Here is a 13427-nt window from a genome sequence, read left to right on the forward strand (position 1 = left end):
CCCTAAGCTGGCTCAACCAGCATACGGCCACGCATTTCCATATGAAGCGCGTGACAGAACCACTGACAATAGAACCAGTGAACACCGGGACGATCAGCAATGAAGGTTACGGAAGCTGTTTGTTGAGGACTTACTTCGAAGCAAACGCCATAGTTTGCCAAGGTAAACCCGTGAGTCAGATCTTCAACATCATCAAGGTTGGTAATCACGACGGTGACTTCATCCCCTTGCTTGACGGTGAATTTTTCCAGACTGAATTCTGGAGCAACAGAGTTCATGTAAACTCGGACCTTGTTACCGTCTCTGATAACATCCTGGCAATCTTCCAGATCAATGCCGTCTGCTTTTGCCATTGCAACGGTATCAGCAAAAGTTGGGTCGTTGCGATCATAAACATGAACCGGATTAACAACTGATCTGTGAACGATGATACAGTCATGTGGTTCGGCAAAGGTCGGGCCATCATGAACAATTTTCATCTCGTCGCCAGAAATATCGATCAGCTGTTCGTTCTCTGGTTTAAGAGGTCCAACATTGATGTAGCGATCTTTAGAGAACTTGTTCATAGAGATCAGCCATTTACCATCGGCTTCAGAGGTTTCCCCCATAGACGTATGGTTGTGACCAGGCTGGTAATGAACATCAATCTTCTGAATAATCGGATCGATATCTTCACCTTTGTAGGCGCGAATAGCTTTTTCAATGTCCCATTTAACAACCTGGCTATCCAGGAAGAGGGTGGTATAGGCGTTGCCGCGTCCATCAAATGCTGTGTGGAGGGGACCAAGGCCAAGCTGTGGTTCTGCTACAATCGCATCACGAGGTTTGATCTTGCCGTCAAACACATCATCAAGACGGTCAACGTCAATAACAGATGCTGTTGGTGACAGTTTACCGTTCACAACAATGTGGCGCTTATCCGGCGCAGCATTGACACCGTGCGGGCTGTTGGAAATTGGAATGTAGGTGGTAAGGGAAGAACCTTTGGTTCCATCAACAACTGGAACACCGCCGTCAAATACTTCGTATTCACCTTTGGCTACGGCTTCTTCGATACGTTTGATGTTGAAAACGACGACATGATCCTGCTCTGATGATGTCATTTCAGCTAAGTTAACACCTTCTTCAGAGTTGTAAGAGGAAGATATCGCGTATTTACCCTGATAATCGGCATCGACGTTATCTAGGTTACCACTGACTTTAACTTGCCACTTAACTTCCATGGTGTCGCCATCAATGGCAGAGAACACAGCAAAGTACTTACTTGGGTCGTCTAGAACAGAACCATCGTTTGGCAAGGGAACACGGTGTTCGCCATTGGCAAAAATATAGCCCGTACGTGGATATCTTTGCGGACGCAGACCATGAATATCTGACGCATTCGGAATTTCGATGATTTTATCGACCTTCATGATATCACAGCGAACACGCGCGACACGTGTATTGGCCTTGTCATTCATGAAGAGATAACGGCCGTCATAGGCACCTTCGGTAAAGGACATATGAGGGTGGTGTAAATCACCGTTCATATAGTCGCCACCGCGTGTTTCAAGAAATTTCTTGGTTTGTGGCAACAGGTTTTCAGTAAGAATTTTCTTACTTTCGTTGGTTTGTCCCCAACCTGTCGCAGAACATCTATTGAATACCGGTACGCGCATAAGCTCACGCATAGAAGGAAGACCAAGAATACGGAGTTCACCCGCTTGTCCTGATGACCAAAAACCGTAGTATTCGTCCAATTGACCCGGCTCAACGGCGGCGGGGTTATTAGCGCCAGCCGCAGATGCTGTTGAAACACCCCCTAATCCAGCAATACCAGAGGCAGCACCGACACCAGCGATAGTCGCTAGTTTAGCTGAACCCCCAAGCAGATCACGTCTGGACAGACCTTTATCTTTTGACATTTATATGCTCCTCTTTAAGTGCCCAACCTGTCGCGTGTCTCACCATTCAACAGGCTGGGCGTGCTGTCGCCCTTGGGGCGACGGTTTTGCTAGCCCGGGGTTCCTTTCCCCGGGGTAGCGCCTTTCCCTCTGGCTTTTGCAGAAGGTCCGGGGTTGTTCTTATCATCACCTATGAAATCTGGAATTTCAGTTGCAGAGCAGCTTGCTTTTACAACAGCAGCGCTTTTGCTTTGAAGATCCTGTAGGCGTTCTCTACGCTTGCGTTTTTGTACCATTGGTGGACAGCGATGTTCATCGTGATAAACAACCTGACAATGCAGACAATAGAGACATTCGTTCGGGTTGATCTCGCCAGTGGGATGGATTGCTTGAACCATACATTCCTTGGCACAGGTCTGGCAGGGACTACCACAGTCTTTTGGGTGGCGTTTGAGCCATTCAAACATGCGCATACGTCCGGGAATGGCCAAGGCAGCGCCCAAAGGACAAATGTACCGGCAATAAAAACGCTCAACAAACAGGCCAGCAGCCAACAGGGCAACCGCATAGAGAACCCAAGGCCAGTCGCGAACAAACTTCAGGATGATAGAGGTTTTGAATGGTTCAATTTCTGCCCAATGTTCTGCGTCTTGCAGGGAATAGAGGGACAGGCCAAACAGACCTAGAAAGATAATGTATTTCAGGGGCCAAAGGCGTTCATGAAGTCCCCATGGTAGCTCGAATTGCGGTATTTTACAGAATTTAGCTGCTTGATTTAAGAGTTCCTGTAAGGCCCCAAACGGACATAGCCATCCACAATAGGCCCCGCGTCCCCAAAAAAGTAGCGCCCCGGCAACAGATAACCACAATAAGAAGATCATGGGTTCCATCAGGAAGTAGTTCCAGCTGAAATCTGTTATAAGCGCATTCGCAAAAGTGAGGACGTTAACAACAGAAAGCTGTGCCTGAGCATAAAATCCAATAAAGAGAACGGTAAAGACAAGAAACAGATTTCTGGTCCATGTCAGAAGTTTTGGGCGTTTAACCAACCAGTCTTGAAAAAAGAAAATGATCGTGAGTATGGCAATCGCAACACTAAGAACAGCGATGTCGGGTCTTTTAAGATCCCACATGCGTTTCCATAACTCTACGCGATGGGTATCTTCGGATGATTCCTGATTTACAGAAGACTCTGATGTTTTTGTTGTCGCAGTAGGTGTGGGTGCTAGTTTCTCTATTGTGACGTACTTGTCTGGCAGATCATAATTTAGTTCGAAGGCTAGAAAAATCTTTTTGATTGCTGCAATTTCACGGTTGGCAAGTAACTCTATACGAAAATTATCTGCCGGGTTAAACTCAACATCCGTTGGTATACGGAAGAGAGCTATTTCCTTGAAATAAGGGGCGCCATCCGCACCAAGATCACCGATGCGTTTGTGGAACTTATCCCTAAAACGAACAGAACTTTCGCCTTGGATAAGTTGAAAGCGATCAAAGATGCCACCACGTACATAGCCCGAACCTTTGAATGAATAGCGACCATTGGCAAAGATAAGAACAGCCTCTTGATCGGGTTCTAGTTGTTTTTGCAAGTGGTTGTATTCTGCATCCCCAAGCAAGGTCTTTCCAATAGCGGGTACACTAACCGGAGCGACATAGAGATCTATGTAGATATCATCTGGCGCCCCCTTTTCTGGACGAGCAGCTGCTTTTTTGTTTCCAGAATTTTCAAAGGCTTCGTTGATTTCTGCAAGGGTGATTACCCTGTGACGAACAGCACCATTGCCAAGTAGCGTTTGCCAATCAGTAACCTCGGTGATGTCTTTGTTGACGTGCCTTATTTCTGTTGGTCCGGATGCTTGATCTTGTTGAACACCAGCAATGCCAAGATATCGTGCAAATTTAATGGCTGACCTGAAGATAGAATCTTCAATGACCATGATGGTGACCGTTGCACCACTGATCATATCGACTTCACCCGTGTCGCGGCTTTGTCCTGTCCGACTAACAGCATCAATACCAGTGTAACCAGACATGAAATTGGATATTTTTTCTTCTGGAATACCAATCAGAACTATAGGTTCATGGTGTTTAACAAGCTTTGTTCCGCTTACAACACCTTCCGGAGTTAGACCGACGACTACGTTGATCGGTTTACCTGAATACCCCGTGGCATTAACGAAGTCAGTATTGAGATAGGCGTATCCAACTGTTTCGTTATCTTTTAATATCTCTGCATAGGAAGGTGCGCCGGGAACCAGCCGAAACTCTGTCGCACCTTCAAATATTTCATTTGGTGTTACCTTGGATAGGTATTTTTCAAAGTTGTTTGACGCAGCATTTGCCGTGGCCAAAGCGAAGAGAATAGTAAGCCCGATTAGAAGCGGTATATAGATGAGCTTTTGTATAAAGACAGCAGATACATCATGACAGGCGGCAATTGCCTTTGTTCTGTTGATGTTTTTTTCCGTTGTACTCTTTGCCCATGCCTTTTGGTTCGGCATGAAGCATCTCCTTTCGCTTACATACTGACAAAATCCTAATGGAAACAAACATCTGCCTATTTACCGAAATTGCCTTTGATGTAAGTCAATAAAGATGCAAAAAAAATGTGTCTTTAAGTTTTATATTCTCAATCTAATAGTTAAAAATCTGATCTCAGGCATTCAATAAGAAGAGATATAAGGGGAAGAGCAAAAGAATTAACCCGTGGGGCTGAATAGATTTTCTTCTATTTGGATAAGGGTTGGACGATTCTCAGCACGCGCTCTTTTTAACGCCGCCGGCAGCTCTTCTTTTGATGAAAGATGTTCGGCGTAAAGACCATAAGCCTCGGCTATAGCAGGAAAGTCTGGGGAACTGGGCGTGACACCCTCTGGGGTTATATCATTTTCCAGCATAAAGTTTTTAATTTCCAGATATCCGTCGTTATTCCAGACGATAACGATAATGTTTGCAGCTGCGTCTATCGCTGAACCCAGCTCACCTAGTGTAAATTGAATGCCGCCATCACCCGTTAAGCAAACTACCGGACGCTCAGGATCGGCAAGTTGTGCGCCGATAGCAGCAGGAAGTGCGTAACCCAATGTTCCAAAGCCCGTTGCTGAATTAATCCAGCCTTTGGGGCTATCCGGCGAATAATAGAGATTACCAGCATAAACTGGCTGGGTTGAATCACCTATGATCATGACACCGGGCAATGATGATTTGATGGTTTCAAGAAATTTGACCTGTTCTTGCATCGGCTTTGATAACTCGTTAAATGCCGCTTGTTTCGTCGTTAAGGCGCGGTCAGCTCCATTTCTATTTACGTGCGATTGTTCATTTTCTTTCAGGAAGTGAACCAGTTTCTGCATGGTTAGATCTGCGTCACCAATAACACCGATCGTGGGGTGCATGTTTCTATGTAATTGAAGAGGATCAAGATCAACGCGAATTAAAGTGTTAGGAATTGTAAACTCTTGATCTTCATACATATCAAAATCTGTTGGACCGAGCTCTGTTCCCATGGCCAAAACAAGATCAGAATTTTCAATAACGGACCTAACTGACTTCAAAGAGGGGCTGGCTGGTATTGCAAGAGGATGGGTATCAGGTATTAATCCCCGAGCGTTAACGGTCATAATAACAGGACAATCCAAGTATTCAGCGAGTTCCTGAGCTGATTTATTTTTCCCTTTAACGCCCCCACCAATTATTAGAAGTGGTGATTTTGCACCAAAACAGAGGTCTGCGATCTGATCAATAGCGGTTTTATCTGGGGCCGGGGGATGAGGAAATGTCAGAGAAGGGATGGGCATAAGGTGATCAGCTGGTGCAGACATCAGATCAATTGGAATTTCAATATGAACAGGTCGTGGGCGAGCACAGGAAAAAACAGAAAATGCCCGTGCCATGACTTGTGGCAAATCATCTGGGTGATTAATGGAATAGCTAAATGACGACACCTGTTCAGCAAAAGCACTTTGATTCGGCAATTCATGAAGATTACCGTTACCGTGTCCTAGATGTTCTGTCTTATTAACACCCGAAATAACCAGCATGGGTATTGAATCGGCATAGGCCTGTGCCATAGCCGTTGCTATATTCGTAAGCCCCGGACCTGTTATGACAAAACATACACCCGGTTTTCCACTAATGCGCGCATAGCCATCTGCCATGAAGCCTGCACCTTGTTCGTGGCGCGGTGTATAGTGGGTAATAGGAGAGTTCGCCAGACCACGATAAAGTTCGATTGTATGAACGCCGGGTATGCCAAAAACCCGATCCACTTCATAGCTTTCAAGTAGCTTTATGAGAAATTCGCCAAGTGTTGTCATGATGGTTTCACTTTATAAAGGAAGGCAGGGGGGGATGTGGAATATACGGCGGCTTGTTATTGACCAAGGGTTTTGCAAAAGGCGCAAATTCGTTGACAACCTTCGATGATCTGTTCTTCAGAAAGAGTGAAAGACAATCTAATGTGCCCCTTTGCGCTGTGACCGAAAGGCTCAGCATCTAGTACGCAAACACCTGTTTGAGCGTAAAGTTGTTCCGCAAAGTCACGGCTTGTTAGACCGGTTGATCTGATGTCGACCAGTAAAAACATTCCAGCTTGGGGGCTGTGGGTTACCAAGTTCATTGCTGGTTTAAGAGATTCTAAAGTTAGATCACGACGCTTGTGATAGATCTCTTTCATTTTTTGAGGCTCTTCAGCCAGATCGGTTAAAGCGACTTTTGCGGCTTCTTGCGAAAATCCGGGCAGACCATACAACATACAAAGTGCAATTTTTTCCATCGCTTGAATTAGATGTTGGGGACCAATTGCCCATCCCAGTCGCCACCCTGTCATGGCGTGAGATTTGGATAAGCTACTTATTGTAACTGTCCGCTCTGCCATTCCTGCTATAGAGGCGATAGAGACATGCTCGCCGGTGAAAATCAGATCAGAATAAACTTCGTCTGCGATTACCCATAAGTTATGCGCTTGTGCAAGTTGTGCAATTTTCTCAAGTTCTGCCTTTGTCATAACAACGCCCGTTGGATTATTTGGGGTTGTTAGGAAAATAGCCTTGGTTCTTGGTGTAATTGCATCTTCTATTGCCTTGATATCAGGTCTGAAACCTGTTTCTGCTGATTGGGATACGGGGACGATCGTTGCACCTGTTACACAAATGCTGGCCTCATAGGTGATATACATCGGCTCCAGAGCGATAATCTCATCGCCTTGGGTCGCGATACAAAGGGATGACGTGAAGAGGGCACACTGAGCACCAGCTAAAACGATGACATTATCGGCAGATACCGGTTGTTTTGTCCGCTTGCTATGGCGTTTGGCCAGGATATCTCTTAATTCGTATCGACCTGTTAATTCTGTGTAATGGGTATCACCTGCATCCAACGCATCTTTGGCAGCTGATGTGATTTTTTTCGGCGTTGAAAAGTCTGGGTCTCCGACGCTCATCACGATGATATCTTTACCCTCGGACTTTTCCTGCAAAGCCTTACTATGTAAATCCCATGCCGATGCACCGGCACCAGTTACGCGTTTTGTAAGGGGGGAAAGTTGCATATATCACCTGACTTGTAATGGGTGTAAAGTCACCATGCCTGTCAAAGAATACAGTTGGTATATTTGGATAGTACATAAAACTGAACAGTCGTTCAACAGGAAAAGATATTAGGTTCATTTTTATGATCTGTACGCACGTGTTGTCAGGGCGATATATACAGGGTAAATCTAGATAAGAGGCGGGTTTTAATGTTTAGTTTTCCGAGAATAATATGACAGAAATTCCAAAATTCCGACGTCAGGCACCAGACGCTCGGAAAAAAGATTTGGTTGAAGCGACCATTCGCTGCCTTGAAAAGAAGGGAAGCGATGGGCTGTCCGTGCGAAGTATAAGTTCGGAAGCGGGGATTTCTGTTGGCCTCATAAACCACCATTATCCTAGTAAAGATGATTTGATTGCAGATGCCTATGAAAAGCTTGCAACAGACATTTTGCAAAGTGTTGTCGATATTGTTGCTGAAACAGACGGATCGCCTCGTGAAAAAATGAGTGCTTTTTTTAAGGCTTATTTTTCATCAATCGTTTTGGATCAAAAATTTCTGAGGATCTGGATTGTGTTCTGGCACATGTCGGACAAGTCCGAACAGGTGCGACGGTCTCATGACAAGACAAATGCAGGCTTTCGCCAACAAATCGAACTCATGCTCAGAGATCTGGTCAAGTCTTCTGAAACACCTGAATTTAATTATCGACTTGCGGCCATTGGCCTTAGTGGAATGCTGGATGGTCTTTGGCTTGAATGGTGTCTTAACCCCGATGTTTTCTCTCCTGAAGAGGGGTTAATGTTATGCGAAGGCTGGGTGGATGGTCTCATGGCAGGGGCCTTTAAGCTGTAAAATTTCACCACTGCAATTGAGAATATTAAAGAAATACCCCTTGAGACGAGGGCGTATCTTTGGATGTAAAATTTCTAGTTGAACGTGTGTTCAGTTGTGTTATCGTTTATTGTACTGAAAGCGGTTTTCAAAAAACTGAGTGTTAGGGCCAAAGAAACAGGAAAACTTGTTCATGCCCTCGTTCCGAACAGGGAGAAAGTAATGAAAAATTTCAGACAAACGATGATGACGGGTCTTGCCGGGATCGCAGGAATTACAGGCATCGTGATAGCATCCACCGGGTTTGCCTTTGCGGGTGAAACACTTGATCGCATAATGGACAAGAAGACCTTGGTAATTTCAACTGATGCAGAATACCCCCCGCAATCTTCGTTAAATGCAGATAACGAATTTGTTGGCTTTGATATTGATGTTGGCCGGGCTATTGCCAAATACCTTGGTGTAGAAGCAGAATTTGTAACGCCGGGGTGGGATGTTATTACGGCTGGTCATTGGTCAGGACGTTGGGATATGTCTGTGGGGTCTATGACGCCAACAAAAAAGCGCGCAGAAGTTTTGGATTTTCCTGCGATCTATTATTTTACACCTGCCGCATTGGTTGTTCATGAAAAAAATACATCCATCTTAAGTACGAAAGATGCATCAGGTCATAAGGTTGGTGTCGGGGTTTCCACGACCTATGAAAGCTATTTGAAGAAAAACTTGGCTATTGATGCTGAGAATGTTCCTGAGTTTTCTTATATTATCGATGATGCTGATATTCGTACCTATGATACAGATTTATTGGCACTGGATGATCTGCGCCTTGGTGACGGGGTGCGTTTAGATGCTGCTTTTACTGCATTGCCAACTGTTTTAGAGGCAAAGAAGAAGGGTTACCCTATTAAGATTGTTGGCCCGGAAGCTTTGTTTATGGAGCCTTTGGCGATTGCAACAGACAAGGGAGACGCAGAGCTTAATGCGAAAATAAAAGAAGCTGTTTCTGCTTTGCGTGCAGACGGAACGCTCTCTCGCTTATCTGAAAAGTGGTATGGCGGCGACCTGACACAGTGAGTATGATCTTGTGAATAATATGTCATTTAATTTCGTAGAGCGGCCATTAGCACGATGGTCGCTCTATTTCGTTGTTATCTATCTTATTTTTTTTAACTTTGATCTATCTGGGTTTGCCGATACTTCTGGATTTTCAATAAATGTGGAACTTATTCGCGGCACCTTTGTACTTGGGGTTTTGTTGAATTTTTTCCTTGTGAGCAAGTTGCCTAAAACAGCACAGCTTTTTGTTACCTGGGGACAGCTTCTGGCGCTGTTTCTCTTCTTTTTTTACAGCTTCGATCTCTCTTACGAGTTTATCCTGTCCCGGTTACCTCATCTATTGGGATTTGGCCTAAAAAGCGGATTTCTTATGGGGGCGGCACTTACGGTTTTTATCTGTGCCGTTTCTATTTTTGCATCAACCATTCTGGCTTTGGTTGCTGCTCTTGCGCGCCTGTCAAAAAACGGCATGGCGTTGGGCATCTCGACTTTTTATATTTCTTTTTTCCGGGGAACGCCGCTGCTTTTACAAATCCTTTTGGTTTATTTGGGGTTACCGCAAGTTGGTGTTGTTCTTGATCCGATCCCGGCAGCTATCATTGCCTTGTCCCTTTGTTATGGTGCCTATATGGCAGAGATCTTTCGCGCAGGTATTCAAGCTATTCCAGCCGGACAGTCCGAGGCCGCGAGAGCCTTGGGCCTTAAAAGAAATCAAATTATGCGGCTTGTCATTTTACCCCAAGCTATCCGATTGATTATTCCACCGACTGGTAATCAGTTTATTGCCATGCTTAAAGATAGCTCTCTGGTTTCTGTTTTGGGGGCTTGGGAGTTAATGTATATGTCCCGAACCCATGGTCGTGCAGAGTTCAAGTATATGGAAATGTTGATTTCAGCAGCTCTTATTTACTGGTTTTTGTCTGTAGGATTTGAAATCTTTCAATCCAAGATCGAAAAGAAGTACGGCAAAGGTATTGACGTCAACCATGTCTAGATAGGTTGACGTCAATATACTAGTCTTGTCCACGTTCATTCTTTCGCTTGATAATACGGGCTAAAAATACAGGAACAATAAAGACGATTACCAAAAGACGCAGAGCGTGGTGGGTCGTGACAAAAGCAGGATCTATCCCCATAGATAAAGCGGCTAATGTCATCTCTGCAAAACCACCGGGGGACAGGGCTAGGATCAGCGCTTCAAATTCAAGATCAAATGTATAGGATAATGCCCCGGATACGATCAATGTCACCGCCAACATCAGAAATGCCATGATGATGGACAGCAGCATTAAACGACCGACCTGACCAAGCGAGTACCCGGCAAACCGTGCACCCAAGGCAGAACCAAGAGTGAGTTGTAACAGGATCGTGACGATTTCGGGTGGTTCGCCTTGAACAAACCCACCAGTGTGTACAATTGCACTAAGCAAAAGTGGTCCTGTCAGTTGGTAAGCCGGGAATCTTGCAATCTTACCTAGGAATAACCCGCCAAAAGCAAGAATAATTAAAATCAGGATATCAACAGAGGACCACAAAGGGGCGCTAGTCCCTTGTTCAACAATTTCTAATCCTGACCAATAGGTGAGGAATAGCGGGATTGCCAAGAGTATGGTTGCCACCCGGCATGCGTGGGCGAGGGTCAGGGCGGGGACGTCAGCACCAGCTTCTTCGCCAAGCAGGGTCATTTCGGATAATCCACCGGGAAATCCTGCAAAAATGGCCGTTAATCGATCCATCTTCATAAACTTGCGGCAGTAAAACTGTGCAATAAAGGTGAGGATAGCAAGATAGAGCACTGCGGCGATCAGGGTTGGTATCCATTCGCCAGCACGGGCAAGAACTTCGGGAGAAAAAGTCCCGCCCAACATGACACCAAGAATAACCATAATGATCAGACGTACAGGTTTTGTAACGCCAACGGGAATACCTGACAGCGAGGCAATAAGGCTACCTGTCAGACATCCAAGCATCCAGGGAAGCGGGAGGCCAAGTGCCCAAAACACACAGCCCCCCGTCAAACCGGATAGAAAAGTCAGAATCAGCTTAAATGCTGCCTTAGGGAGAGACACATTCTATCCTTCACCATCATTTACTTTTAGGGCGCGCCTTTTGCGTACATCAATGAGGTTTTGTACCAATGGGGCAAGTAACACAATAACAGTGATTCCCAAGATACTTGCCGTAATTGGGCGTTCCCAAAGGAAAGAAAGCTCTCCGTCACTGATTGCTAACGCGCGACGTAAATTATCTTCCATCATCCCACCCAGAATAAAGCCAAGAAGCATGGGGGCGAGGGGGAAGTTTATCAAACGGAAGACGATGGCGAGAAGAGCAACGATGACCATGATATGGATATCAAAGGTATTAAAAGAAACGAGGTAAACGCCGATCAACGAGAAGAACAGTATCAAGGGCGTCAAAATCTGTTTGGGTAGAGATAACAACCGCGCAATATACGGAATCAAAGGCAAGTTAAGAACCAGCAGGATGATGTTTCCAATATACATGGAAATAATCACGGACCAGAACACAGCGGGCTGTTCCACAAATAGTCTTGGACCCGGTTGAACGCCATATGAGATTAGCGCGCCAAGCATAACAGCCGTTGTTCCTGACCCCGGGATACCGAGTGTCAGAAGCGGCACAAATGATCCAGAGCAGGCGGCGTTATTTGCCGTTTCCGGAGCGGCCAACCCACGCAGAGAACCCTTGCCGAATTTGAGCTTTTCCTTTGCGCTGGCAAAACTGCGTTCCATGCCATAGGCAAGAAAAGAGGCAATCGTAGCACCTGCACCGGGAAGTACTCCGATAAAGAAACCAAGAACAGAACTTCGTCCAACAACTGGGGCCAGGTCTTTGACTTCTTCTTTGCTGATTTTCATGCTGCCAAGATTACCTTTTGTGGCATCTTCAGCTTCTTTTGATACTTTTTCTGGCTTTAGTACGACCATCAAAGCTTCTGACAGGGCAAAGGTTGCCATTGCCAACAGCAGGAAGCTGATACCATCAATTAAATCCAGAGATCCAAAGGTGAAACGTTGAAGTCCGGCTGTTTGATCGGTTCCAATGGTCGAGAGCATCAATCCAAAGAGCGTCATGAGCACGGCAATCAGGAACTTTCCTTTTCCGGCAAAAGCGGATACAGCCGTGAGGCCAAGAACCATAAGCGCAAAATAGTCAGCAGATTGAAAACTGAGTGATACCGAAGCTAGGGCAGGAGCCGCAAACAAAAGGAATATGGCGGCGATGGTACCGCCACTAAAAGAGCTATAGGCTGCAATTGCTAGGGCTTTACCTGCGTGTCCTTGTTTTGCAAGGGGGTAGCCGTCAAATGCTGTGGCAACGGTTCCAGCTACGCCCGGCGCATTAATTAGGATTGCAGATGTTGATCCACCAAAGATAGCACCATAATAAACGCCAGCCATCAGGATCATACCTGTAGCGGGGTCAAAGCCATAAGTGATGGGGATCATCAACGCGATAGCTGAAATTGGGCCAAGCCCAGGTAACATGCCGATAAAGGTTCCTGCGAAACAACCAACAAAAACCATAAGAAGATTAACAGGTGAAGCAGCAGTGCTTAACCCTTGAAGAATACCATCAAGCATTAATTTGCTCCGAGCATAGCAAAGATCTCACCGGGCGCGAGATAAATACCCAGGAGCGTGTCGAGAATAAACCAGAAACCTACAGTGGCAGGCACTGAAGAGAGAAGGATAACGTGCCATCGTCTTTCTCCAAGTGCATAGATACCGCCAATTAGGAATAAGACCGTGGATAACAGGAAACCAAGAGGGCTTAGTGCAAAGCCATAAAAGACCATGAGGCCGATGAGGAGAAACGTTTTGCCCCAATTCAATCCACGGAAGACAGAAAGGATTTCGTCAGTTTCTTCTCTTTGCGGAAGAATAAGAAGAAGGAAGGAGACAATACCTGTAAGCCAGGAAAGAGCAATTGGCATGGTTCGGGCGGTAAAAGGTTCAAGTTCATCACCGGGAAACAAGGGAATATGCCTTGCCTCCATGCCATAAGCGATTGCGAGAACCAGAAAACACAGCGCGCCCGCTTTTTCCTTGCTTAGGATCATTATCTCCATTCCTTCTTTATTTTATTGATAAGATA

The 13427-nt window shown here is 45.6% G+C and carries 10 protein-coding genes; 3 read left to right on the forward strand and 7 right to left on the reverse strand.

All coding sequences use genetic code 11. The features are described 5' to 3' along the window. Positions 1-2: 2 nt before the first annotated feature. The 4 genes from nosZ to ACN0W5_RS17265 form a co-directional block, all read right to left on the reverse strand. Positions 3-1904: a TAT-dependent nitrous-oxide reductase gene (nosZ, locus tag ACN0W5_RS17250; RefSeq protein ID WP_417455320.1), complete on the reverse strand. Its 1902-nt coding sequence runs from the start codon at positions 1902-1904 to the stop codon at positions 3-5. Between the two features lie 89 nt (positions 1905-1993). Next, positions 1994-4387 carry a 4Fe-4S binding protein gene (locus tag ACN0W5_RS17255; protein ID WP_417455321.1) on the reverse strand — a complete coding sequence of 798 codons (2394 nt, stop codon included), beginning with the start codon at positions 4385-4387 and terminating at the stop codon, positions 1994-1996. A gap of 198 nt (positions 4388-4585) precedes the next feature. Next, positions 4586-6202, reverse strand: coding sequence for a 5-guanidino-2-oxopentanoate decarboxylase (locus tag ACN0W5_RS17260; RefSeq protein WP_417455322.1), 1617 nt, complete (start codon positions 6200-6202; stop codon positions 4586-4588). A 56-nt stretch (positions 6203-6258) separates the two neighbouring features. Continuing rightward, a complete protein-coding gene (locus ACN0W5_RS17265) occupies positions 6259-7434 on the reverse strand; it encodes a pyridoxal phosphate-dependent aminotransferase (RefSeq protein WP_417455323.1) in 1176 nt (391 codons plus the stop codon). Between the two features lie 212 nt (positions 7435-7646). Here ACN0W5_RS17265 and ACN0W5_RS17270 point away from each other — a divergent pair, with 212 nt between their 5' ends. From ACN0W5_RS17270 to ACN0W5_RS17280, 3 genes are all read left to right on the forward strand, one after another. Further along, a complete protein-coding gene (locus ACN0W5_RS17270; RefSeq protein WP_417455324.1) occupies positions 7647-8270 on the forward strand; it encodes a TetR/AcrR family transcriptional regulator in 624 nt (207 codons plus the stop codon). Positions 8271-8471: 201 nt separating this feature from the next. Further along, positions 8472-9323 carry a transporter substrate-binding domain-containing protein gene (locus ACN0W5_RS17275; protein ID WP_417455325.1) on the forward strand — a complete coding sequence of 284 codons (852 nt, stop codon included), beginning with the start codon at positions 8472-8474 and terminating at the stop codon, positions 9321-9323. Between the two features lie 19 nt (positions 9324-9342). Further along, positions 9343-10299, forward strand: coding sequence for an amino acid ABC transporter permease (locus tag ACN0W5_RS17280; protein WP_417455326.1), 957 nt, complete (start codon positions 9343-9345; stop codon positions 10297-10299). A gap of 19 nt (positions 10300-10318) precedes the next feature. On the opposite strand, the gene ACN0W5_RS17285 is transcribed toward ACN0W5_RS17280, so the two are convergent. From ACN0W5_RS17285 to ACN0W5_RS17295, 3 genes are read right to left on the reverse strand one after another with little or no spacing between them, the layout of a single operon-like run. Continuing rightward, a complete protein-coding gene (locus ACN0W5_RS17285; RefSeq protein ID WP_417455327.1) occupies positions 10319-11374 on the reverse strand; it encodes an AbrB family transcriptional regulator in 1056 nt (351 codons plus the stop codon). A 3-nt stretch (positions 11375-11377) separates the two neighbouring features. Continuing rightward, on the reverse strand, positions 11378-12913 hold the full coding sequence (locus tag ACN0W5_RS17290) for a tripartite tricarboxylate transporter permease (protein ID WP_417455328.1): 1536 nt from the start codon (positions 12911-12913) through the stop codon (positions 11378-11380). Continuing rightward, positions 12913-13392 carry a tripartite tricarboxylate transporter TctB family protein gene (locus tag ACN0W5_RS17295; RefSeq protein ID WP_417455329.1) on the reverse strand — a complete coding sequence of 160 codons (480 nt, stop codon included), beginning with the start codon at positions 13390-13392 and terminating at the stop codon, positions 12913-12915. Before ACN0W5_RS17295 ends, ACN0W5_RS17290 begins: the two co-directional genes overlap by 1 nt. Between the last annotated feature and the right edge of the window lie 35 nt (positions 13393-13427).

Origin of the sequence: Kiloniella sp. (assembly GCF_048270245.1) — a bacterium.
In the GTDB taxonomy this organism is placed as follows: domain Bacteria; phylum Pseudomonadota; class Alphaproteobacteria; order Kiloniellales; family Kiloniellaceae; genus Kiloniella.